The sequence below is a fragment of the Streptomyces sp. GS7 genome (genome assembly GCF_009834125.1).
GTDB lineage: Bacteria > Actinomycetota > Actinomycetes > Streptomycetales > Streptomycetaceae > Streptomyces.
On sequence record NZ_CP047146.1, the window covers coordinates 9,017,761 to 9,039,720 of the forward strand.

The window sequence follows — 21,960 nt, forward strand, 5'->3', positions numbered from 1 at the left end:
ACGTCCGGCCCGGACGACCCCGCCGTACGGGCCCCGGGCGCCCCCCGTTGGTCTACGGACCTGCGTCGGCCCGCGGGCCGACGCACCGCAGCGCCCGCCCCGCTCGTCCCCGGCCGCTCAGAGCCCTCGCCAGCCCTCCGGGTCCACCCCACCCGGAACCGGTTCCGCAGGCGCGTACGGACCTCGGGTGAAGACGAAGGTCCCCAGATCGAGATGGCTGACCGAACCGTCCTCCGCGCGCACCACCCGCAGCGTCTCGCCCGCGTAGTAGCCATCCAGGCCAGTCCAGGTTCCGTCCGGCTCCGGCCGGAAGCGCGACGTGCGCCCGGCCCCGGACAGCGTCACCAGCTCCAGTCCGCGCCCTTCCCTCAGCCGCAGGGCGAACGGGTTCGCGCCCCAGTACCAGGGGCCGGTCACCGCCAGCAGCTCCTCGTCCACCGGGCCGGACAGCGGGCGCCATGGCTCCGGGATCCGCGGCTCGTGCTCCGCCGTGATCTCCATAAGGTCGGCCGCTACCGCACTGATCGCGACCCCCGAGGTGCAGTTCGCCAGGACGATCCCCGCCACGTCCTCCTCGGGGTCGATCCACAGCGCCGCCAGGAACCCCGGCATCGACCCGGTGTGCCCGGCCAGTCGGCGTCCGCCTCCCGTCGGCTGCCCGCTCACCCGCACCAGTTGCAGCCCCAGACCGTAGCCCGCCTCCCAGCCCGCCCCCTCCGGCGGCACCGCCGGGATCCGCATCTCGGCGACACCGGACTCACTCAGCACCCGGTCGTCGCCCCGCAGCAGGAAGGCCGCCCATCGGCACAGATCCTCCATGGTGGACCACAACTGCCCTGCCGGCCCCATCAGTCCCGTCTCCTCCGCGGGCTCCGGCAGCATCACATCGGCCCACGGATGCACCGCCCAGCCGCCCGCATGCGGCGTCTCCGGCCGTAGCGTCGTACGGGCCATGCCCAGCGGCTCCAGCACCTCGCGCCGTAGCACCTCGCCCCATGACCGCCCGTCCCGCAGCTGCTCGACAAGCGCGCCGAGCAGCGCATAGCCGAGGTTGGAGTAGTGGTGCCGCCGCCCGGCGACCAGCCGCTGCGGTCGTTCACCGAAGAGATCGGCCCGTTCGGGCCGCAGCTCCCCCGAGGTCCGCTCCCACCACGGGCCACGCGCCTCCGCCGCCAACCCCGAGCTGTGCGCGAGCAGTTGGGCGATCGTCACCTCCGGCACGGGGACGTCCGACAAGTACGTACCGATCGGGTCCTCCAGTCGGAGCAGGCCCTCGTCCCGTAGCCGGAGGACCATCACAGCCACAAAGGTCTTGGTCAGCGAACCGATCCGGTACTGCACATCGCCGTGCGGCACCTCACCGTCCACCGAGCTCCGGGCCCCCACCCATACCGCTCGCCCGCCCCGCACTACCGCGCCCATCATCGACGGCGCCCGCCCCTCGGCCTGCGCCACCGCCAGCCTGCGCACCAACGCCCGTCGGGTCTGCGGCATCAACTCCCCATACGCATCGGCCGAATCGACGGACAGCGCCGCACGCGGCACCGCCTCCCGCACCCCGTCCTCACCCGCCTCGGGCTCCTTGGGCTCCTTGGGCTCCTTGGGCTCCTTGGGCTCCTTGGGCTCCGCGGACTCCACGACGGTCATGACGCTCCTCAACGAGACGATCCACCTGCCGAACCGGCTAGTCGGCCCTGTTCACCGGTGAGCCACTGCTCACCGCGCGGCCATCCTGCCCCGACCACCAGGCCCCGCGCCTCCGGGTTTCGCGTGAAACGAAGGCCCAGCCACTGGCGCCTGTGTGTCACATGAAGCGCCACCTCAGCCGGCGCTCCCATGTTTCACGTGAAACCGCGGGTTGGCGGAACAGCCGCCGTTTCACGTGAAACCGGAGCCTGATCACCACGTGACTGTGTCACGCGAGACAGTCGCCCCGGTCTCAACACCCCAGCGCGACCGCCCCGATCACCTCTCCAAGCGCGGTCTGTTCCTCCTCGGGGAGCCAGCGTGCCGCATGCACCATGTGCAGCGCGCTCCGCAGTCGCACCCGGTCCTCGTCGGTCCCGAGATAGCCCAGGTACGCCGGGAGCGTCAGCCCCAGTGCCTTGAGATCGCCGCGCGCACACCACCGTGAGAACAGCTCCCGGACCGGCTCCTCGACGCCGTCGTCGAGGCCCCACCGCCCTGCGGCCTCCCGGTCCCCGTCGGCTGCCGCCGCAGCCGACGTCTCCCGCAAGCCGTCCGCGATCGCGAATCGGTTCCAGTCGCCGTACTCCCCCTGCGGCGCATCGGCCACCCGCTCCGCGGCACGGGCGAAATACGCATGAGCCGAGGCCAGTTGACCGAGTTCTCGGTGCGCCTCCCCCATGTTCACGTACAGCGACGGGTAGAAGCCCCGCACCCGCTCGTCCCCCACCAGATCGGCGCGGTCCAGACACTCCTGGTTCCAGCGGAGCGTCTCCTCGGGCGAGTTCTGATGCCGCGCGAGATAGTGCGCCGCGATGCACGCCTCATAGTCGTCGCGGGCGCTGCCCCAGGCTCGCTGGAACAGTCCGAGCGCCGCCTCGGGACGCCCCTCCGCCTCGGCCTGCATACCCGCTACGCACAACCGCACCACCTGCAGCTCCGGATCCATGCGCCCACTCCCCTCATCGCCCATCAGCCATCCCGCCCCGCCTGCCGCCGTTCCCACCGGCCATCAGCCACGGGTACCTGCACGTACCGGCATCACCAACGTCGTGAAACTCCCCTGATCCGCGGAACGGACCACGACGGGCCGGTCCGCCGCAGCGATCTCCAGCAGCACATCGGGCCCCACTCCGGCCTCCAGGACCGGCACGAACATCGCCGAATCGAAGGCAATCCGCATCCCCGGCCCCGTGCGGACCACTCGCAGCCGCACGGGCTCCCGGTCGCCGCCCGCCACCTCCAGCACCTGTGCCCCCTCGGACTGCACGCCAACGTCGGTGTCCGCCGCGCCCATGCCGGATGTCAGCGACACCACTCCGCTCCGACCGGCCACCGCGTCCCGCAGCCCGGCCCGGTCCACGACGAGCCGGTGCCGTCCGGCCTCAAGTCCTGCCACCATCAGCCGGTAGTCCGGAAACTCCCCGGGATCCGCCACCCCGTTCGTCCCGCAGCCATGGGCCCACTGCGCGATGTCCCCGCGCTCCCCGCCGCTCCGCATCCGGAGCGACACCGCAGCCCGCGTGTCCGCCCCGGGGCCGCACTCCATCTCGACGGCCACCTGACGCACGGCCCACTCGGCCAGCCTCTGTGCCGCCTCCGCGGTGATCAGTACCCGCCGCGCGCCCCCTTCGAAGACCTCCGGCCGCAGCACCCGCACCGCCATCCGGTAGCGATCCGTGGCCACCAACCGCGCCTCACCATCGGCGAGTTCGAGCAGCAGGCAGCCCAGCACCGGGAACTGCTCCCGCGCTGCGCCGGCCGCCGCCGCGGGCACCACCTGCCGCACCGCACTGGCGAGTTCGGGACCGCCGACCCGGGCCCGCACCCGGTCACCGCGATCCACCGGCTCCCCGGGCGCCTCCTGGAGGAACCTCTCGACCACCGCCCGCGCCTCGTCCGCCGCCCGCCGGGTGCGCTCCAGGTGAGCCCACAGTACGCCCCGGGCCGCATCGTCGGGTCCGTCCAGCACGACCTCGACGTCCGTCAACGGCAGCCCCGCCGCACGCAGTTGCCGCAGCCGCACCGCCCGGGCGATCTGCCCGCCGGCGTAGCGCCGGTACCCCGTCGCCGCATCCACTCGTGCCGGGCGCAGCACCCCGCAGTCGTCGTAGAACCGCAGCGCGCTCGGCGCCAGCCCCACCCGCCGGCCGAACGCGCCGATGCTCAACAGTTCCCCGGTGTCATCCATGACCGCGATTGTCGAGCTTCAGGCAACATGAAGGTCAAACCGCATGCCGCCCCGGCCCGGCGCCGGTCACAGCCACCCGGGACCCGCCTCGCCTCTCTCCTGTCCCGCAGGCCGGTAGCGGGCCGGCGTCCCCAGCGCGCCAGTGCGCTGCCCGAGGAACAACCGATATCAGGGGATCGTGCACCGCGGAGAGTCCGGGAGGAGACGTCCGCCGGTGGTCTCACCGGCCCCCACGGGTCACCGCTGGCGGCGGTCCGGATCCATCCTCCTGAAGCGGGCCGACGGCGGCCGTATTCGTCAACCTCCCTGTTCCGTGAGCACACGCATCCCGCGCGGTGTGACGGTAGCGGCGTGACGCCAACAACCCGCCACGGCGGGGGCAATGGGTTTTCCGTACGGAACGGACGCGGAAACAGCCAGAAGGGCAGAGCGCACGAGAGGAGACCCGAGAGGGCCTGTAGGATCTCGCGATTCGCGTCATAGAGCATCGCTATGACCTGCGGCTCTTGAAGCTGTCTCACGTCATGTCATGGCGAGTTCGTCTCAGGAAACGTGTCATTTCCTCGGGTGCAGGCCGAGGTCTTTGGCCTGCACCCAGGGCGACTACTTATGGTTCGGGGCCTTCGTGAGGTCTGCGGTCAGTCGAGTTCCCTGGGTCCGTAGTGGGCGACTGCCGCTCCTGTCTGCAAGGCCCAGTAGCGGTCTCCGTATGACCAGTGCCACCACTCTGTGGGGTAGTTGACCAGGCCAGCAGCGGTTAGCGCAGTACTCAGGATGTCCCGATAGGAGCGAGCCTCGTCGCTGATGTTGTCGGCCTGCGTGTAACAAGCGCCCGCGCTCTCCTCCGGGGAGGCGTTCATGCGAGTGCCCATGTCAAGCTCGCGCCCATCGTCGTCAGCGAGCGTCAGGTCGACAGCTGCCCCGGCGCTGTGCGGTGCAATCTCGGGCGGGGACACGTAGCGGCTGGCTGCTGACCGGACTTGCTCAGCAGCCCACTCCGGGTGCCCGGCTCGCAGTTGGGCTGCGTACTCGTCGAAGTAGTGACGTTGAAGGGACGGCGGGCGATACCCCTCGACGAACAGCAACCGCATCCCTTGAGGCAGCTGTGCCTGTGCTTTGAGGAGCCGATCGAGCACTCCTTCCCGCAGGTGTGCGAAGGCGCCAGCGGAGTCCTGCCACTTGCGCTCGTCGACCAGCAGGGGGCTGCCTCGTCGCACATCCACGAGCCGTTCACCGCACTCCTGGACAGGCACGGCTGCGACCTTCGGGTCGGACATCAGAACGATCTCAGTCATGAAGCGATCATCTCCTGGCCCTGCGCTTGCCTTCAGCCGGGATCTTCTGGGCGGCTGCGGCAACGCGTTTCCCGAATCGGGTCAGTTTCATGGCCGTGCCGCGTTCGGCTCGTCCGAAGAGGGGTTGTCCGAGGTCCGCTTCGAGGCGGTTGATCTGGATCACTAGGGTGGATTGGTGGATGCCGAGGTCTCGGGCTGCTTCGGTGAGGGTGGGATAGGACCGGGCTGCCAGGAACCGCGAAAGCCGCTGCCGTGCGAATGAACCGGTGAGGGCTTTGCGGAGGATGGCGGGGAGAGCGTCGGCTTCGTCGGCGGTGCGGAGGGCGGTGTGGTGGCTGGCTCCGCCGCGTGGCCGGAGGGGGATGTTGTGGGTGTGGGCCCAGCGGGCCATGTTCGCGGTGCTCATGCCGGTTTCGCGGGCGAGGTCAGGCAGAGTTCGGCGGCGGTGGACGTACTGCTCGATGAGCCAGTGCCGTTCGATGGCGCCGCGACGCTTGTAGTCCTGCGGGCCGTCGCAGAGCGGGATGCCGTACTCATGGACGAGATCGGTCAGCACTCTGCGAGAAAAGCCCGTGAGGCTGGTGATCTGCTGGAGGGACCGGTGTTCGTCGAGGTAGAGCTGAGTGAAGCGCTCTGCCGGGACGGCTTGCCGGGCTTGCTGCCGGATGCGGCCAGTGGCTCTGGCGGTGTTCTTCGTCAGCGGGGATGCGGGGGCTGGGTGTTCGTCGAGGACATGCCGGATGGCCTCGACGGTCGTGCCCAGGGCCTGGGCGGCGTGCTGAACGGGGTGCTTGCGTCCTCGGACGATCTGGTGCAGGCGGGGTAGGTCGACGTGCGCCGGGTCGGGTCCGGGAAGGGAGAGTCCGGCCAACAGGGCGGTGGGAGGTTGCCAGGTCACGGGCTCGTCGTGGATGTGGTGTGAAGCCAGGAAGTTGAGGGCTTCCTGCTGGAGGGCGTGTGCGAGTTCGGGGGTCTGAAGCGCGGTGAAGCACAAGGACGTCGCCCGGAACTCTGCGCTGTCGAGTCCGCCCAGATCGTCGGGGACGGACTCAGCGGGCAAGCCGCTGAGGCGCCGGGAGAGTTGGCTGCGGGCGATGCGTTCGCGTCGGCCTGTCCCCGGCGGTGTTCCGGTGCGGCGGCAGATCTCCAGCCAGCGGTCGCGGGGAAACAGGCCGGTGTAGTCCAGGAGTCGGCGCCGGCCGTAGTCGATGGGTGTGTCGTCGGCGTCGAGGTGGTCGGCGAGCCGGTCCAGGGCGGTAACGATGTCCGGCCATTGCGGAAGGTCGTCGAGTTCCTGGAGGAGGCGTGAGATCTCAATGCCGTCGACGACGTCGCCAACCAGCCCGGGGGCCTGGTCCAGGGAGGTGCGGCTGTCGGGGATCAGCAGCAGGGCGGCGAGGACGGGGGTCAGGGTCCGTGCATGGATTCCTTCGGGCGGTGTGAGCCGGACCGTCCAGGACGGCCAGAACATCGTGGGGATCTTCCTGGCTCTCTGCTCGATGTCCCGGGTGGTCCTTGCCGGTCGGCGGGGAGTCTCGGTCGTGGTGCGGTAGCGGAGGTGCTCGCTGGGGCGGAGGGAAGCGGCGAGGGCGGCCAGGTGCATGGACTGCAGCACTGGGCTGATGCCGCGGCCCCAGTCGTCGATGCTGGTCGCCGAGACCTGCCTTAGTTCCTCGCGTACTTCTTCCAGAAGACCGCGCAGGGCCTCACCGGCCGGATGGATTCCTGGCTGTTCCAAGATGCCCAGGGCCATAGTGACCGCGACGGCGGCATCCGCGGCTCGGGGTGGGGCCATGAACCCCGGACGGTCCGCCGCCTGTTCGGTGTTCGGAGAGACCTGCTCGGTGGCGAGGTGCGCTTCTGCGATGTCGGCCGGTATCTGTTCCCGCAGGACGGCGGCGGGAAGGTCGCTCAGGACACGGATGCCCAGGGCCCGGATGTCGGCCAGCACCGCCATTGCCGGCTGAGGATCGGCCCGGTAGGGACCGAAGGCAGCCGCTTCCATTTCGATGATCTCCATCACCCGGTCTTGCGCTGCGAGAACCGGATGGCCAAGAGGCAGGAGAAGCGTCGACGCGCGGGGCAGATCGGCGCCGCAGCCCGCCGAAACCGGACCGCCGGGGCGGATCGGCGGATTGCCGCAGAGTTCAGGTCGGGGGACAGACCGGCCGGAGCAGGGCCGCTGCCGTGGAACCCGCCCGCAGTGCGGGCAACGGTCCCCCAGCAGTCGGCGGTGCCGGGTGCAGGCGAAGGAAAAACCGAGCCTCCAGGACAATTGCCAGCGTCCACCGCTGGAGTGGAGGCAGTCGGGGCAGAACCGGGATCCCCGTCCGCGTCCCCATAGGACATGCCGTGACACGGCCCGGCCTCCGGGACTCAGCTGCAGGGCTCGTCCGTCATAGTGCGCCAGAGTCAGGGCAGTGATCGCCTCCGGGGCCGTGCCGGTGGCGTGCGCGACGGCAGCGGTCAACCGCTCGTCGAGGGTGATCGTCCAGTCCGTCGGGATGCCCCGGAACTGGTTTCCGGCGCGTTGCCGGACCGGGAAACCGAAGTGCAGCAGGACATCACCGAGCATGGTGTCCATCCGTCTGGCCATCGCTTCCAGCCAGGAGTCCAGGGCCTCGCCGGGCAGTGGCGGCATCCGGATCGGCAGGGTGCGGGCCGGCGCTCTCATGCGGCTCGTCGGCCCCGGGACCGCGGACGGCTGGTCAGCCGCTTCTTCTCCAGCGCGGCCTGAAGTTCGAGGCGGGCCGCCTCGGACGCCTCATCGTTCTTCACCCGGTCCATCAGCTCCTGGTCCAGCCGTTCAGCGCCGGTGCGGACCGCCCGCTGACAACCGCGGTTGATCAGCGTCATCAGCGAGCCGATGTGCCCGGTGCTGCGGGCGAAGAGGTAGTCCGACAGGTCGTCCGCGATCATTCCCGGGTGCTTGTCGGTGAGCACGACACGTTGTTCCAGGGCCAGCAGCATCTGCCGCCATTCCCGTCGCCCGGCCTCCGTATCAATGGTGAACGGGCGAAGCCCGAGGCGGGTGGTGCGGCGGCCGGTCTGGGCCAGAGCGGTGTCACGCCCGTTCGTTCCCTCGCCGAACAGGCCCTTCTCCGCGAGCTCGACCCCCACCAACAGCAACGTCACCGGGAACTCGTTGGCGATCCACTTCAGGTGATTACTCACCTCGATGCCGCTCTTCTGTCCCCATTTCATTTCAGGAAGTGCAGATCGTCCAGAACAACCAGTTGGACATCGCAGGACAACACGCAGTCCAGCACCCGCCGTCCGAACTGAGCAGTGGTGCCCCGCCCCTGTCCAGGGTGGCCGAAGAACTCCAGCATGGCCCGGTTGAGGTCCTTCATCCCGGTGTTCCCGGTCAGCCCGACCCGGCAGACGGGAATCCGCTCGTGCCCCTGGCTCGTGAACGGACCCGACTCCGCGATCTGCCGCTGATGGAAGTCACGGGCGAAGGCCAGCACCGAGGTCGTCCTGCCCAGCCCCGGGAACGCGTCGACGGCCACCGCCCCCTTGGCCTTGTCACCGTCCTGCTCGTTGCTGTCGACGATGTCCCACAAGTCCTCGTGGAGCTCGGCCAGTTGCGGTGTCTTGACCGGGCCGATGTTCGCGTGCCACTTCCGGCGCTGCCGGTCGTAGTCCGCCCGTGCCTGCGTGGCCAGGGACTTCAGCTGCTTGTAGGTCAGCAGATCGGGCCGACTGCGGCGAGGGCTCTCAGCGAACGCCTTGAAGTCCTCCTTCCGCGACAGGGCGAGATTGTCCGGCTCCGGAACACTGTCCTCGCTCACACGTCCTCCAGAGCATCGGCGTAGAAGTCGTTCTCCTCGGCGAGGTCATCGAGGTCGGCCTCGTCGTCATCCCCCGTCTCCGTCGCTGCCTCGGGCTCCTGCGGTTCTGCGGTCTGCTCGTCCTGGCCGAGGGCCTTGCGTACGGACGGAAGCGAGACGACCGTCTCCGCCTCCTCCTCTGGGAGTTCGATAGCGGCCTGCTCGCGCGAGAGCCGCAGTGCCATGCGCCGCTCGGCGATCGTGGTGCCCAGTCCGAGGTTCCACCGCTGAAGGAGATCGGCGACGGCGAGCCGGTCATCGGGGAAGCGATACTTCGAGGCCGCCAGCTGCCGGGCGAACGTCAACGCGTCCTCGCTCAGTGGCATCTCGGCCGACGGTGCGTGCTCCCAGGTCAGGGTGTGCCATTCGCGGGTTGTGGGGTCGCGGAAGTAGATCTTGGTGATGTCGTCGGGGTCCACTTGGAACGGCCAGCCGTTCTTGACGGGACTGTCGTAGGGGCTGCGGATGCCCGGCTCGGGCAGACCAGAACCGCTGTAGCGGCGCCGCCCGATCTCGACCCCGTAGTGCTGGACCGTGCGCCACTGCGTCTGCAGGAACTCAAAGGCCAGGTCCCGGTCGCGGGGTGCTTCGATGTAGCCCGCCCGCGCCACGCCGTGCTCGAACATCTTCGCCGGGGACATTCGCAGACCCGGCAGGCCCGGATCGACCAGGCTGGCGTGCGGCCTGCAGTGATAGACCGTCGCGGTCCACTCCCGAATGATCGCCTCAAGCTCGTCGAGGAAGAAGAACGCGTCGTCCTCCGGGCTCTCGCCCCGCGAGTGGATGTCGGGCCCCTTGTAGCCGGGCAGCACCTGCAGCAGCCCCTCCCGCAGGGTCCGGAAATAGCGCTCAACCGGCCCCTTGTCGCGGCCCGTCCGGAGCCGGGCCGGCTGGATGGAGATGCCCATCCGGCGGCAGACGCTGGTCAGATGCTCCGAGACGTAGACCTTGCCGTGGTCGACCACCAGCGCCTCGGGGACCAGAGGAGGCGAGGCCAGCCCCGGTCCGCTGGCGCCCTCGACGTCGACCAGGACAGTGCGGGGGATGCCGTGCTCTGGCCAGACCGCGTTTCGCGGCCAGTCCCGCCCCGCCGGCCTCGGCCGGAACGACTGGAAGAGCACCGCGCTGACATCCACCGCCTTCGTCGAGACCGGCGTGAGCCGGATCCCCGTGATGCAGCGGGTGTACCAGTCCATCCCGACACTCAACTCGGCCTGCACCCACTTGAGCGTCAGCGGGTCGAACGCGAAGACGTCCAGCCGGGTGGAGTCCATCAGCAGGTACTCACCCGGCCGCGTCGGCCGCAGCTTCCCGTACGGGCCCTCCGGCCGACCGGCGATATCCCGGTTGCGCTTCGTACTCAGGCGGAACAGCGGATGGCGTCGCTCCAACTCTCCAGCAGCCGAAACGCCGTCGCCCGACTCGGCTGCCGCACCACTCCCTCGCCGAACCGCGCGATCACCCGAGCCCGGGTCCGCTCGATCACCATCGTCCTCGACGGCCGCGACTGGTCGGCGTGCTCGACCATCACCTCCACCGCGGTCTCCACCCACCGCTCATCGACCGCGATCTGCGACTTCCGGGTCGATCCCTGGCTCGGCGCAAGCCCCGCTTCGCCCTGTTCCCGAAACGCGGTGACCCATCTCCTCACCGAACGCGAGGAGACCCCCAGCTCCGCAGCCTTCGCCGCGTATCTGGCTTCCAGCGATGTCGGCGGTGCGTACTCATCACGGGGGTCGCCTTCGCGCGCAAGTTCCGGACTCCCGGAGCGATACCCCGTCAGAAGTTCACGGACATGCTCAGCCCGTTCCAGAATCTCCCGTCTCTCCGCCTCGTCAAGCTGCCCCAGCACCACGGAGGCGATCTCGCCCTCGTCACCTGCCGACGGTCCCGGATCATCAGGATTGATGGCAGCCCGGTCGGAGAACAGCAACTCCTTGAGCGACAGCCGCAGGAGACGCCCTCGCCCGTCCTTCAAGACCACTTCGTTGCCCGCAGTGGTCGCGGCCATCTCCACCACTTCGACGGTCTCCCCGTCGTAGTGGAAGGACGTACCGACTCCGACTCGGACTCCCGCCCTGCTCATGCCGCCCGCCTCAACACGTGCGAAGGGCCGAGCGGTCGGTCAAGATCAGTGACGAAAGTCTGCGTCCAGAGCAAATGATGGACAGCGGAACGAACTTGGGGCTCCGAACGGCCCGGCAGGCAGCCCGCAACCTGCCCCAGGACGACCCCGTCGAGGTCCACCTCCCGGAGCTCCTCCAAGACTTCAGGGCTGAACAGCCAGTCCCTGCGGTAACCCGCCAGGAACCGGATGTTCTCCAGTTCCACGGCCGGAGGCTCGCTCCAGACCTCGTACTTCCATCCCCGCGACTCCACCGTCTGCCGGGTCCAGTCGAAGGTGAACTCCACCTCTGGCTTGGACAACCGGGGCAACGGCTTGACGTCGACAACCACCGGAACCTGCCCGGTGAGCAGGAGATAGTCCGGGATGTGACGGCGTACCTTCCCCTCCAGCACCGTCTTCAGCAGGAGGGGCTGGGCCACGATGCCGCGTACGGACGGATCGAAGTCGGCGAAGTGTAAACAGGACAGTTCCAGGCGCGACTCGTAGATCACGTGGTCGCGCGTCGTCGCCGACCAGTAGGTCCCCGAGTAGTGCTTCTGGCCCTTTTACCAACGGAACGTCCGCCACGGACAAGCCGACCGCAGAAGATCAACGGGTGCCGTACCCCAATCCCGATCTTCGACAACAGCGCCGCGTTGCCGCCGAACGCTCACCGTCGCGGCGATCTCCCCCACCGCACACCCCCAAGCCCACGAGCGATGCCCCGTGAGCACACAGTGTCAGCGAGCTTCCACCAGGGGCACCAGCATCAGAGCCCAACCACCCATACGAGTGAGCGGCTTGGCCTGCCAGTCTCAGATTCATGTCAGATATGCCATCGTTTGGCCATCGCTCGCGAGATTTGGCCACGAAATCTGAGACCCTACAGCCTCACCTCACGTCTGCGCCATATCCACAAACCGCGAATAGTGCCCCTGGAAAGCGACCGTAATCGTCGCCGTAGGACCATTACGGTGCTTCGCGACAATCAGGTCGGCCTCGCCCGCACGCGGCGACTCCTTCTCGTACGCGTCCTCGCGGTGCAGCAGGATGACCATGTCCGCGTCCTGCTCGATCGAGCCGGACTCTCGCAGGTCGGAGACCATCGGCTTCTTGTCCGTACGCTGCTCGGGGCCACGGTTGAGCTGGGAGAGCGCGATAACCGGGAGTTCCAGTTCCTTGGCCAGCAGCTTGAGGTTTCGGGACATGTCCGAGACCTCCTGCTGACGGCTCTCGGCGCGCTTGGAGCCACCGGACTGCATCAGCTGCAGATAGTCGATGACGACCAGCTTCAGCTCGTTGCGCTGTTTCAACCGGCGGCATTTGGCGCGGATTTCCATCATCGAGAGGTTCGGCGAATCGTCGATATAGAGCGGCGCGGCCGAGACATCCGGCATCCGGCGCGCCAGCCGCGTCCAGTCCTCGTCCGTCATGCTGCCGGACCGCATGTGGTGCAGCGCCACCCGGGCCTCGGCGGACAGCAGACGCATCGCGATTTCGTTGCGCCCCATTTCGAGCGAGAAGATCACGCTCGGCAGATTGCTCTTGATCGAGCAGGCTCGCGCGAAATCCAGCGCGAGCGTCGAGTTGTGCGTGGGGACCATCGACCGCGTGGCCAGATACAGGTGCTCGGGATTGTCCACCTGGACACAGCGGACCGGGACGCTCGCCAGTTCCCGGACGTCGGTGATGAAGCGCTGCGCCGACTCCGGGCCGTCGGGGCGCCGGCGCTCTTCGTGCAGGCGCCGCTTCCGCTCGATGCCGAAGACGTCGTCGGTCGTGGTGAAGGTGATCAGGTGGCCGGCGGAGGATTCCCCGGAGCGCTCCGCGACCTGCTCGGCGCGCAGCGCGCAGCAGTGGCCGAGGCTCACCACCAGCTCGCGGAATCCTTCGGACAGCGCCGTGCCGGCGGCCGTGAACTGCACCGAGCCGGTCTCGGTGACCGTTCCGTGTGCGTCGAGAAGCCCGGCGAGGAGCTCCCTCCGCTGGGCAACGGAAGCCCGCAGATACTCCTGAGGGAGATGGCCGTTGCCCAGGAGACCCAGAGTGCGCAGCAACGGAAGCAGGTCATCGCCCGGGGTCCGGCAGCCCTCGGCCTCCAGGCGCCGCACGATCTCCGGGTCGGCCGGGGCGAACTCCGAGGCGTCGTGCTGCCCGGCGCCCAGCCACGCACCGAGGACGTAGGGCGGAACCGGCAGATCACGGTGGGGGAGGTCGAGCGCGCCCGCGTTCCGCACGCTGTGGTGCGGACGCCGGCCGGCCGCGATGTCGTGCAGCGTCGCAGCGATCTCCTTGGTCGTCCGGACCGCGGCGGGGGCCCGCCCGTCGCCGGAACCGCTGTCACCGGCCACCGCACGGGAGTCGCGGGTGTGGGTGAGCCACTGGTGATCGGCGTCGGCGATCACGGAGGTGCCGTCGTCGAACGAGATCTCGTAGCAGGGGCGCCCCGTCATGACCTCGGTGGCGGCCACCACACGCGTGGGCTTCCCCGTCGCGTCGAGCAGATCGTCACCGGGCTGGACCTCGCCCATGGTGGTCCACCCGCCAGGAGTGGGCAGCGGCGTGTCCAGCGCGAGGGCCTTACCCATCGCCGGACGAGCCGCGATCACGATCATCTGGCCCGGATGCAGACCGTTCGTCAGCGCGTCCAGGTCGGTGAAGCCCGTCGGCACACCGGTCATCTGGCCCTGACGGGAGCCGATCGCCTCGATCTCGTCGAGCGCGCCCTCCATGATGTCGCCGAGCGGGAGGTAGTCCTCGCTGGTCCGCTGCTCGGTGACGGCGTAGATCTCCGCCTGGGCGCTGTTGACGATCTCGTCGACATCGCCGTCGGCCGCGTATCCCATCTGCGTGATCCGGGTGCCCGCCTCGACGAGGCGGCGCAGCACGGCCCGCTCATGGACGATCTCGGCGTAGTACTCGGCGTTGGCGGCCGTCGGGACGGACTGGACGAGGGTGTGCAGATACGAGGCGCCGCCGACGCGCCCGATCTCGCCGCGCTTGGTCAGCTCCGCCGCGATGGTGATCGGGTCGGCCGGCTCGCCCTTGGCGTACAGGTCGAGGATCGCCTGGAAGACCAGTTCATGAGCGGGGCGGTAGAAGTCCTCGCCCTTCAGGACCTCGACGACATCCGCGATGGCGTCCTTGGAGAGCAGCATGCCACCGAGCACGGACTGCTCGGCGTCCAGATCCTGCGGGGGGACGCGCTCGAAGCCGCCGGACCAGCCGCCTCCGTCATCGTCACGGTCCTGGCGCTCGCCTCGGCCGCGGCCCTTTCCGTCGCCCCGGCGGGAGCGGGCGGCCGGCAGCAGGTCACTGGGACCGGAGTCCGCCCAGGGATCGTCCATGGGCTCGGGAATGCTCACCCCGGCACCTCCTCCCGTCCGCGACGCGGACCTTGCTGTGCTGTTCTTTCTTACGGCACAGCTCTGACATTCGAGACGCCCGACTCCGGTTACGGCGCGTCGAGTTCGGACGAGGTCTCAGGCCGGAACAGGCGGCGGGTGCCGGACCACGGTAGGCCCGCGCGCACCGTCCGCCAATCTGGTTATCCACAGGCCATGTGGATGACTGCCCTACAGCTGTGGAGAAGTCCCCGGATCCTGTGCACGGCACGGGGGAAACTTCTGTGGACAAGCACACAATCACGCCAGCAACGAGCCTCTGACCTGCACATTTCTCATCCATAGGCTGTGGGGGAGAAAAACTTCGGCAACCTGTTCATGATCGTCGCAAACGGCACACAGAAGGCACCTCCACGCAGCGGAAAGTAAGGACCACTAGCCAGTTGCATCTCTTACCTGTGGAAGATTAGATTGCCCCTCATGACACAGGCTCCCGCGACGCCACGGCGCGCCCATCGCCGCCATGACCGCGAGATCCTCGCACTGGCCCTGCCCGCCTTCGGCTCGCTGGTCGCGGAACCGCTCTTCGTCATGGTCGACAGCGCCGTCGTGGGCCACCTCGGCACCCGCCAGCTCGCCGGCCTCGGCATCGCCGCCGCCCTCCTGACAACCGCCGTCTCCGCCTTCGTCTTCCTCGCCTACGCCACCACCGCCGCGGTCGCCCGCAGGGTCGGTGCCGGCGACCTCCCGGCCGCGATACGCCAGGGCATGGACGGCATCTGGCTCGCCCTGCTGCTCGGCGCGGCCGTCATCGCCGCCGTCCTGCCCACCGCCCCCTGGCTCGTCGAAGCCTTCGGCGCCTCGCCGACCGCCGCCCCGTACGCCGCGACCTACCTGCGCATCAGCGCGCTCGGCATACCCGCGATGCTGGTCGTCCTGGCCGCCACCGGCGTCCTCCGCGGCCTCCAGGACACCAGGACCCCGCTCTACGTCGCCATCGGCGGATTCTCCGCCAACGCCGCCCTCAACGCCGCCCTGGTCTACGGCGCCGGGCTGGGCATCGCCGGCTCCGCCTGGGGCACCGTCATCGCCCAGTGCGGTATGGCCTTCCTCTACCTCACCGTCGTGATCCGCGGCGCCCGCCGCCACGGCGCCTCGCTCCGCCCGGACCCCGCCGGTATCCGCGCCTCCGCACAGGCCGGCGCCCCTCTGCTGGTCCGTACGCTCTCGCTGCGCGCGGTGCTGATGATCGCCACCGCGGTCGCCGCCCGGCTCGGGGACGCCGAGGTCGCCGCCCACCAGATCGTCCTGACCCTCTGGTCCCTGCTGGCCTTCGCGCTGGACGCCATCGCCATAGCCGGGCAGGCCATCATCGGACGGTACCTGGGCGCCGACGACCGCGCCGGCGCCCGCGACGCCTGCCGCCGCATGGTCCAGTGGGGCATCGCCTCCGGCGTCGTCCTCGGCGCGCTGGTGGTCCTCGCCCGCCCGCTGTTCATCCCCCTCTTCACCGCCGACCCCGCCGTCCAGGGCCCGCTGCACACCACGCTTCTGGTCGTAGCGGTCACCCAGCCGGTGGCCGGCGTCGTCTTCATACTCGACGGGGTGCTGATGGGCGCCGGGGACGGCCCGTATCTCGCCGGCGCGATGGTCGTGGTACTCGCCGTATTCGCCCCGGCGGCGCTCGCCGTACCGGCCCTGGGCGGCGGTCTGGTCGCCCTGTGGTGGGCAATGGCCCTCATGATGACCGCGCGGATGCTGACCCTGTGGCTGCGCGCCCGCTCCGGACGGTGGATTGTGACGGGAGCCTCCCGTTGAATCGGCTCCCGAATTTCCGGCCCGCATCGATAATGACCTTGTGCGCTCGCTTGCCAGAAAGTCCGTACTGCCCCTGACGCTGGTCATCGTGGGGGCAGCCGCAGTGGTGGGTTACGCCGCGGAGGAGACCCATACGAGCAGAGGCGGCGGTCGCAGCAGCTACGGCAAGTCCGGCGAGCCGGGCGAGGCTCCCCCGGACCAGGACCCCTCGGCGACCGCCCCCGCCCAGGACGGCACCGCGTATACCCCGCGCAGGACCGCGGAGAACGCCCGAATCGGCGCGGTCTTCGAGAAGGACGACCACGGCGCCCACTTCTGCACCGCGAGCGTGGTGCAGAGCCCGGGCCGGGACATGCTGATCACTGCGGCCCACTGCGCCTTCGACGCGGACGCCGGGAAGCCGGTGGACGACCTGGTCTTCGCCCCCGACTACCGCAACGGCGACGAACCCACAGGCCTGTGGAAGGTCAGCAAGGTCGTCGTCGACGACCGCTGGGCCAAATCACAGGACGAGGACCTCGACGTCGCCTTCCTCACGGTCGACCCGAAGGACGGCAAGAACATCCAGGACGTCCTGGGCGGCAACAGCCTCGGCATAGACCGCGGCTTCAACAACGACGTCAAGATCACCGGCTACCCCACCAGCCGTGACACCCCGATCTCCTGCCAGAACCGCACCACGAAATTCAGCGACACCCAACTGCGCATCCAGTGCACCGACTTCGAGGGCGGCACGAGTGGCAGCCCCTGGCTCGCCGACTACGACCCCAAGAGCCACACCGGCACCGTCATCGGCGTTCTGGGCGGCCATGAAGGCGGCGGCGACGAGGACGACGTCTCCTACGCCGCGTACTTCGACGACGACATCGCCAAGCTCTACCAGCGCGCCCAGAACGAGGACGGAGACTGACCCCGGCCTCCCGCGCCCCTCGCGCATGCCGAAGGGCCGTACCCCGCGACGGGGTACGGCCCTTCGGCATTGTGCTGCGATTACGCGGCGACGACCTCGACGCCGAGCTTCGCGACGACCTCGGCGTGCAGACGCACGGAGACCTGGTGCGCGCCCAGGGTCTTGATCGGCGAACCGAGCTCAACACGGCGCTTGTCGACGTCCGGACCACCGGCAGCCTTGATCGCCGAGGCGACGTCAGCCGGGGTGACGGAGCCGAACAGGCGGCCCGCGTCGCCGGCACGAACGGCCAGCTTCACGTTGACGCCCTCAAGCTGGCCCTTGATCTCGTTGGCCTGCTCGATCGTGGCGATCTCGCGGATCTTGCGACCGCGGCGGATCTGCTCGACGTCCTTCTCGCCACCCTTGGTCCAGCGGATCGCGAAACCACGCGGAACCAGGTAGTTACGGGCGTACCCGTCCTTGACGTCCACGACGTCACCGGCGGTGCCGAGGCCGGAGACCTCGTGGGTGAGGATGATCTTCATTGGTCGGTCACCCTTCCCTTATCGCGCGGTGGACGTGTAGGGCAGCAGCGCCATCTCACGGCTGTTCTTCACGGCCGTGGCGACGTCACGCTGGTGCTGAGTGCAGTTACCGGTGACCCGGCGGGCACGGATCTTGCCGCGGTCGGAGATGAACTTCCGCAGCAGGTTCGTGTCCTTGTAGTCGACGTAGGAGATCTTCTCCTTGCAGAACACGCAAACCTTCTTCTTAGGCTTGCGAGCAGGCGGCTTCGCCATTGTCTCTCTCCAGTGAGTTCAAGAAGTGTGTGCTGACGCCCTCAAGGCCCCGGCCGCTCCGGTCGCCGTTTCACGTGAAACACGCGGTTTCACGTGAAACACCGCAGAACCGGATCGGCTGTACGGACCTAGAAGGGCGGCTCGTCCGAGTAGCCACCGCCGGAGCTACCGCCCCAGCTACCGCCACCCTGCTGGCCACCGCCGGCAGGACCACTGGTCGCCCACGGGTCGTCGGCGGGCGCACCGCCGCCGCCCTGCTGACCGCCACCGGGGCCGCCGCCCCAGCCGCCGCCACCCTGGCCACCGCCCTGCTGACCACCGCCGAAGCCGCCGCCCTGACCACCGCGACCGCCGGTCTTGGTGATCTTGGCCGTGGCGTTCTTCAGGCTCGCGCCCACTTCCTCGACGTCGAGCTCGTAGACCGTGCGCTTCACGCCCTCGCGGTCCTCGTACGACCGCTGCTTGAGGCGGCCCTGGACGACCACGCGGGTACCCCGCGTCAGGGATTCGGCGACGTTCTCCGCCGCCTGACGCCACACCGAGCAGGTCAGGAACAGGCTCTCGCCGTCCTTCCACTCGTTGGTCTGGCGGTCGAAGGTGCGGGGAGTGGACGCGACGCGGAACTTCGCGACCGCCGCACCGGACGGGGTGAAGCGCAGCTCGGGGTCGTCGACAAGATTGCCGACGACCGTGATGACGGTCTCGCCTGCCATTAGGGGAACCTCTCGGCGGGTGTGCTGCTGGCTGCTGGTGTTGCTGCTACTCGAACCCGGTTACCGCTGGGCGCTGACGCGCTCAGTGGGTCTCGGGACGGAGGACCTTGGTCCGGAGGACCGACTCGTTCAGGTTCATCTGACGGTCGAGCTCCTTGACGACCGCAGGCTCGGCCTGCAGGTCGATGACCGAGTAGATGCCCTCGGGCTTCTTGTTGATCTCGTACGAGAGACGACGACGGCCCCAGGTGTCGACCTTTTCGACCTTTCCGTTGCCCTCACGGACGACGGAGAGGAAGTTCTCGATCAGCGGGGAGACAGCGCGCTCCTCCAGATCGGGGTCGAGGATGACCATCACCTCGTAGTGACGCATGGTGAACCCACCTCCTTTGGACTCAGCGGCCACGGTCGTTCCGTGGCAGGAGGGTCGTAATGCGTTCCGCACCGGCCTGCCGGAGTCTCCGGGCAGACATGGGCGCAGACCGTACAGAGTACCTGCATCCGAGCTTCCGGTTGAAATCCGGCCGCCGCACCCCGCAATCTGGAACACAACGGGTGTGAGCGGCGTTACAGTGCGCCGCCCTGTCCAGTCGGAGGTGCCGTATGGCACAGGCAGCACGGACCCAGCGGAACCTGCTCGCGCTTCTCAACAGCGACGGCCAATCCCATCCCGTCGAGAACACCCTCGCGGTCACCACCCTCGTCCTGGGTGTGATCGCCGTTCTCACGGCTCTCTCTCCCAGCCTGCACCTGGTCAGCTCCTGGGTGGGCCTGATCGGAATCGGAACGGGCCTCTGGGGCCAGTTCATCTCGTCGACGACGGGTGAACGCTTCCTGTTGATCATCGGGCTCGGGGGAGCCGCCCTGGGCTTCTACATCGGCCTGGCACACGGCGGCCTCTTCGGCGGCGTCATCGGTTAGGCGCCGCCGCACTGCGGCATACGGAGCCCTGCCCCGTACGGCCCAGACGGGGTGCTCCCCGGTCACAGTAGGCTTCGGCGCGAGAGCCGGAGCCCCGACCAAGGGGGACACACCAGCCGAGGAGCACCCCGCATGAGCCTGACCCTGAGGACCATCAGCCGAGAGCAGCACCTGGCATATATCCAGAGCCTGCCCGCGGCGAGCCACATGCAGGTCCCGGCCTGGGCGGACGTGAAGGCCGAGTGGCGGTCGGAGAGCCTGGGCTGGTTCGACGCCACCGGCGAGCTGGTCGGCGCCGGCCTGGTCCTCTACCGTCAGCTGCCCAAGATCAAGCGCTACCTGGCGTACCTCCCCGAGGGCCCGGTCATCAACTGGTTCGCGCCGAATCTGGAGGACTGGCTGCAGCCGATGCTCAGCCACCTCAAGCAGCAGGGCGCCTTCTCCGTGAAGATGGGCCCGCCGGTCATCATCCGCCGCTGGGACTCCGCCGCGATCAAGTCCGGCATCCAGAGCCCGGACGTCAAGCGCCTGCGGGACATCGAGGCCACCCACATCGAGCCGCGCGCCTTCGAGGTCGCCGACCGGCTGCGCCGCATGGGCTGGCAGCAGGGCGAGGACGGCGGCGCCGGCTTCGGAGATGTGCAGCCCCGCTACGTCTTCCAGGTACCGCTCGCCGACCGCTCGCTGGAGGACGTCCACAAGGGCTTCAACCAGCTGTGGCGCCGCAACATCAAGAAGGCCGAGAAGGCCGGCGTCGAGGTCGTCCCGGGCGGCTACGACGACCTCGCCGAATGGCAGCGGCTGTACGAGATCACCGCGGAGCGCGACCGCTTCCGGCCCCGCCCGCTCGGCTACTTCCAGCGGATGTGGACGGCCCTCAACTCCGAGGACCCCAACCGCATGCGGCTCTACTTCGCCCGTCATGACGGCGTCAACCTGTCCGCCGCGACGATGCTCGTCGTCGGCGGGCACGTCTGGTACTCCTACGGCGCCTCGGACAACATCGGCCGTGAGGTCCGCCCCTCCAACGCCATGCAGTGGCGGATGCTGCAGGACGCCTATGCGCTCGGCGCCACCGTCTACGACCTCCGCGGCATCAGCGACTCGCTGGACGAGAACGACCACCTCTTCGGCCTGATCCAGTTCAAGGTCGGCACGGGTGGGCAGGCGGCGGAGTACCTCGGCGAATGGGACTTCCCGCTCAACAAGCTGCTGCACAAGGCACTCGACATCTACATGTCGCGGCGCTGACCGCTCCACCGCACCGTTCGTACCCCCGACACACCCCAGCCACGAGAAAGGTTCCGGGCCGGCCATGGCGCTCACCCTCTACGTCGACACCGCGCGCTGGCGGGCGCATCAGCAGAGCGTTCTCCAGCAGTTCCCCGGGCTGGTCCCGGTCTGCAAAGGCAACGGCTACGGCTTCGGCCACGAGCGGCTCGCCGATGAGGCCACCCGGCTCGGATCCGACATCCTCGCGGTCGGCACGACCTACGAAGCGGCCCGTATCAAGGACTTCTTCAGCGGCGACCTGCTCGTTCTGACCCCGTTCCGGCACGGCGAGGAGCCGGTGCCGCTGCCCGACCGGGCGATCCGCTCGGTCTCCTCGGTCGAGGGCGTCGGCGGGCTGGTCGGCGCCCGGGTCGTCATCGAGGTCATGAGCAGCATGAAGCGGCACGGCGTCCTGCCGGAGGACCTGCCGAAGCTGGCCGCGGCCATCGAGGACGTCCGGCTGGAGGGCTTCGCGATCCATCTCCCGCTGGACCGCACCGACGGATCCGACTCGGTGGAAGAGGTCATCGGCTGGATGGACCGGCTGCGGGCCGCCCGCCTCCCGCTGCACACCATGTTCGTCAGCCACCTCAAGGCCGACGAACTCGCCCGTCTCCAGCAGCAGTTCCCGCAGACCCGCTTCCGCGCGCGGATCGGCACGCGGCTGTGGCTGGGCGACCACGAAGCCACCGAGTACCGCGGCTCTGTCCTCGACGTCACGCCCGTCAAGAAGGGCGACCGGTTCGGCTACCGCCAGCAACGGGCGGCTTCGGACGGCTACTTGGTCGTCGTGGCGGGGGGCACCTCGCACGGCGTCGGCCTCGAGTCGCCCAAGGCACTGCACGGCGTGATGCCGCGCGCCAAGGGCGTGGCCCGGGCCGGTCTGGCGACCGTCAACCGCAACCTCGCGCCGTACGTATGGGCCGGGAAGCAGCGCTGGTTCGCGGAGCCCCCGCACATGCAGGTGTCGATCCTGTTCGTCCCAGGGGACGCCCCCGAGCCGAAGGTCGGCGAGGAGCTGGTGGCCCATCTGCGGCACACCACCACGCAGTACGACCGCATGGTGGACCGCTGATCCGGCCGGATCC

General features: G+C 68.9%; 20 protein-coding genes and 1 pseudogene. 5 read left to right on the plus strand and 16 right to left on the minus strand.

Translation table 11 applies throughout. From position 1 onward, the window contains the following. Positions 1 to 117: 117 nt before the first annotated feature. The 12 genes and pseudogenes from GR130_RS39380 to dnaB all read right to left on the minus strand — a co-directional run bounded on the left by GR130_RS39380 (position 118) and on the right by dnaB (position 14,459). Positions 118 to 1,494, minus strand: coding sequence for a serine hydrolase domain-containing protein (locus GR130_RS39380; protein ID WP_236574086.1), 1,377 nt, complete (start codon positions 1,492 to 1,494; stop codon positions 118 to 120). Positions 1,495 to 1,939: 445 nt separating this feature from the next. Next, positions 1,940 to 2,635, minus strand: a complete 696-nt coding sequence (locus tag GR130_RS39385) for a hypothetical protein (protein WP_159509497.1) — start codon at positions 2,633 to 2,635, stop codon at positions 1,940 to 1,942. A gap of 63 nt (positions 2,636 to 2,698) precedes the next feature. After that, positions 2,699 to 3,877: a MerR family transcriptional regulator gene (locus GR130_RS39390; RefSeq protein WP_159509499.1), complete on the minus strand. Its 1,179-nt coding sequence runs from the start codon at positions 3,875 to 3,877 to the stop codon at positions 2,699 to 2,701. A 638-nt stretch (positions 3,878 to 4,515) separates the two neighbouring features. After that, complete coding sequence (locus tag GR130_RS39395) at positions 4,516 to 5,172, minus strand: M15 family metallopeptidase (protein WP_159509501.1); 657 nt, start codon at positions 5,170 to 5,172, stop codon at positions 4,516 to 4,518. Positions 5,173 to 5,179: 7 nt separating this feature from the next. Beyond that, the gene (locus tag GR130_RS39400) at positions 5,180 to 7,192 is read right to left on the minus strand and encodes a helix-turn-helix domain-containing protein (protein WP_236574087.1); all 2,013 of its coding nucleotides are present in this window, start codon (positions 7,190 to 7,192) and stop codon (positions 5,180 to 5,182) included. 213 nt (positions 7,193 to 7,405) lie between these two features. Continuing rightward, positions 7,406 to 7,846 (minus strand): annotated as a pseudogene (locus tag GR130_RS41235) (TniQ family protein); the annotation flags it as partial. Continuing rightward, the gene (locus GR130_RS41240; RefSeq protein ID WP_236573878.1) at positions 7,843 to 8,376 is read right to left on the minus strand and encodes a hypothetical protein; all 534 of its coding nucleotides are present in this window, start codon (positions 8,374 to 8,376) and stop codon (positions 7,843 to 7,845) included. The pseudogene GR130_RS41235 and the gene GR130_RS41240, both read right to left, overlap by 4 nt. Next, on the minus strand, positions 8,373 to 8,966 hold the full coding sequence (locus GR130_RS41245) for an ATP-binding protein (protein WP_236573879.1): 594 nt from the start codon (positions 8,964 to 8,966) through the stop codon (positions 8,373 to 8,375). Before GR130_RS41245 ends, GR130_RS41240 begins: the two co-directional genes overlap by 4 nt. Continuing rightward, positions 8,963 to 10,396, minus strand: coding sequence for a hypothetical protein (locus tag GR130_RS39410; protein WP_236573880.1), 1,434 nt, complete (start codon positions 10,394 to 10,396; stop codon positions 8,963 to 8,965). Before GR130_RS39410 ends, GR130_RS41245 begins: the two co-directional genes overlap by 4 nt. After that, positions 10,366 to 11,016: a helix-turn-helix domain-containing protein gene (locus GR130_RS41250; RefSeq protein WP_443043795.1), complete on the minus strand. Its 651-nt coding sequence runs from the start codon at positions 11,014 to 11,016 to the stop codon at positions 10,366 to 10,368. The genes GR130_RS39410 and GR130_RS41250 overlap by 31 nt, the downstream gene beginning before the upstream one ends. A 71-nt stretch (positions 11,017 to 11,087) precedes the next feature. Then, positions 11,088 to 11,624, minus strand: a complete 537-nt coding sequence (locus GR130_RS39415) for a TnsA-like heteromeric transposase endonuclease subunit (protein ID WP_236573882.1) — start codon at positions 11,622 to 11,624, stop codon at positions 11,088 to 11,090. 384 nt (positions 11,625 to 12,008) lie between these two features. Further along, positions 12,009 to 14,459: a replicative DNA helicase gene (gene dnaB, locus GR130_RS39420; RefSeq protein ID WP_159510533.1), complete on the minus strand. Its 2,451-nt coding sequence runs from the start codon at positions 14,457 to 14,459 to the stop codon at positions 12,009 to 12,011. A gap of 477 nt (positions 14,460 to 14,936) precedes the next feature. Here dnaB and GR130_RS39425 point away from each other — a divergent pair, with 477 nt between their 5' ends. Both GR130_RS39425 and GR130_RS39430 read left to right on the plus strand, forming a co-directional pair. Continuing rightward, positions 14,937 to 16,274, plus strand: coding sequence for an MATE family efflux transporter (locus GR130_RS39425; protein ID WP_159509505.1), 1,338 nt, complete (start codon positions 14,937 to 14,939; stop codon positions 16,272 to 16,274). Between the two features lie 40 nt (positions 16,275 to 16,314). Then, positions 16,315 to 17,184: a trypsin-like serine peptidase gene (locus GR130_RS39430; RefSeq protein WP_159509507.1), complete on the plus strand. Its 870-nt coding sequence runs from the start codon at positions 16,315 to 16,317 to the stop codon at positions 17,182 to 17,184. Positions 17,185 to 17,264: 80 nt separating this feature from the next. Here the strand turns inward: GR130_RS39430 and rplI are convergent, their stop codons facing one another. The 4 genes from rplI to rpsF form a co-directional block, all read right to left on the minus strand. Next, on the minus strand, positions 17,265 to 17,711 hold the full coding sequence (gene rplI / locus GR130_RS39435) for a 50S ribosomal protein L9 (protein ID WP_159509509.1): 447 nt from the start codon (positions 17,709 to 17,711) through the stop codon (positions 17,265 to 17,267). 18 nt (positions 17,712 to 17,729) lie between these two features. After that, positions 17,730 to 17,966, minus strand: a complete 237-nt coding sequence (gene rpsR, locus GR130_RS39440) for a 30S ribosomal protein S18 (protein ID WP_003978893.1) — start codon at positions 17,964 to 17,966, stop codon at positions 17,730 to 17,732. Between the two features lie 128 nt (positions 17,967 to 18,094). Further along, a complete protein-coding gene (locus tag GR130_RS39445; protein WP_159509511.1) occupies positions 18,095 to 18,679 on the minus strand; it encodes a single-stranded DNA-binding protein in 585 nt (194 codons plus the stop codon). Between the two features lie 82 nt (positions 18,680 to 18,761). After that, positions 18,762 to 19,052, minus strand: coding sequence for a 30S ribosomal protein S6 (gene rpsF / locus GR130_RS39450; protein ID WP_003978891.1), 291 nt, complete (start codon positions 19,050 to 19,052; stop codon positions 18,762 to 18,764). A 230-nt stretch (positions 19,053 to 19,282) separates the two neighbouring features. On the opposite strand from rpsF, the gene GR130_RS39455 reads away from it, so the two are divergent. The 3 genes from GR130_RS39455 to GR130_RS39465 all read left to right on the plus strand — a co-directional run bounded on the left by GR130_RS39455 (position 19,283) and on the right by GR130_RS39465 (position 21,947). Continuing rightward, a complete protein-coding gene (locus tag GR130_RS39455; protein WP_159509513.1) occupies positions 19,283 to 19,600 on the plus strand; it encodes a hypothetical protein in 318 nt (105 codons plus the stop codon). A 132-nt stretch (positions 19,601 to 19,732) separates the two neighbouring features. Further along, positions 19,733 to 20,851, plus strand: coding sequence for a lipid II:glycine glycyltransferase FemX (locus GR130_RS39460; protein ID WP_159509514.1), 1,119 nt, complete (start codon positions 19,733 to 19,735; stop codon positions 20,849 to 20,851). A gap of 64 nt (positions 20,852 to 20,915) precedes the next feature. Then, a complete protein-coding gene (locus tag GR130_RS39465) occupies positions 20,916 to 21,947 on the plus strand; it encodes an alanine racemase (RefSeq protein ID WP_159509516.1) in 1,032 nt (343 codons plus the stop codon). Positions 21,948 to 21,960 lie beyond the last annotated feature (13 nt).

Bases quoted from the DNA above. Each gene is read 5' to 3' on its own strand.
- GR130_RS39380 (WP_236574086.1), bottom strand. From the start codon at position 1,494: ATGCCGCAGACCCGACGGGCGTTGGTGCGCAGGCTGGCGGTGGCGCAG.
- GR130_RS39385 (WP_159509497.1), bottom strand. From the start codon at position 2,635: ATGGATCCGGAGCTGCAGGTGGTGCGGTTGTGCGTAGCGGGTATGCAG.
- GR130_RS39390 (WP_159509499.1), bottom strand. From the start codon at position 3,877: ATGGATGACACCGGGGAACTGTTGAGCATCGGCGCGTTCGGCCGGCGG.
- GR130_RS39395 (WP_159509501.1), bottom strand. From the start codon at position 5,172: ATGACTGAGATCGTTCTGATGTCCGACCCGAAGGTCGCAGCCGTGCCT.
- GR130_RS39400 (WP_236574087.1), bottom strand. From the start codon at position 7,192: ATGGAGATCATCGAAATGGAAGCGGCTGCCTTCGGTCCCTACCGGGCC.
- GR130_RS41240 (WP_236573878.1), bottom strand. From the start codon at position 8,376: ATGAAATGGGGACAGAAGAGCGGCATCGAGGTGAGTAATCACCTGAAG.
- GR130_RS41250 (WP_443043795.1), bottom strand. From the start codon at position 11,016: ATGGCCGCGACCACTGCGGGCAACGAAGTGGTCTTGAAGGACGGGCGA.
- dnaB (WP_159510533.1), bottom strand. From the start codon at position 14,459: ATGGACGATCCCTGGGCGGACTCCGGTCCCAGTGACCTGCTGCCGGCC.
- GR130_RS39425 (WP_159509505.1), top strand. From the start codon at position 14,937: ATGACACAGGCTCCCGCGACGCCACGGCGCGCCCATCGCCGCCATGAC.
- rplI (WP_159509509.1), bottom strand. From the start codon at position 17,711: ATGAAGATCATCCTCACCCACGAGGTCTCCGGCCTCGGCACCGCCGGT.
- rpsR (WP_003978893.1), bottom strand. From the start codon at position 17,966: ATGGCGAAGCCGCCTGCTCGCAAGCCTAAGAAGAAGGTTTGCGTGTTC.
- GR130_RS39445 (WP_159509511.1), bottom strand. From the start codon at position 18,679: ATGGCAGGCGAGACCGTCATCACGGTCGTCGGCAATCTTGTCGACGAC.
- rpsF (WP_003978891.1), bottom strand. From the start codon at position 19,052: ATGCGTCACTACGAGGTGATGGTCATCCTCGACCCCGATCTGGAGGAG.
- GR130_RS39455 (WP_159509513.1), top strand. From the start codon at position 19,283: ATGGCACAGGCAGCACGGACCCAGCGGAACCTGCTCGCGCTTCTCAAC.
- GR130_RS39460 (WP_159509514.1), top strand. From the start codon at position 19,733: ATGAGCCTGACCCTGAGGACCATCAGCCGAGAGCAGCACCTGGCATAT.
- GR130_RS39465 (WP_159509516.1), top strand. From the start codon at position 20,916: ATGGCGCTCACCCTCTACGTCGACACCGCGCGCTGGCGGGCGCATCAG.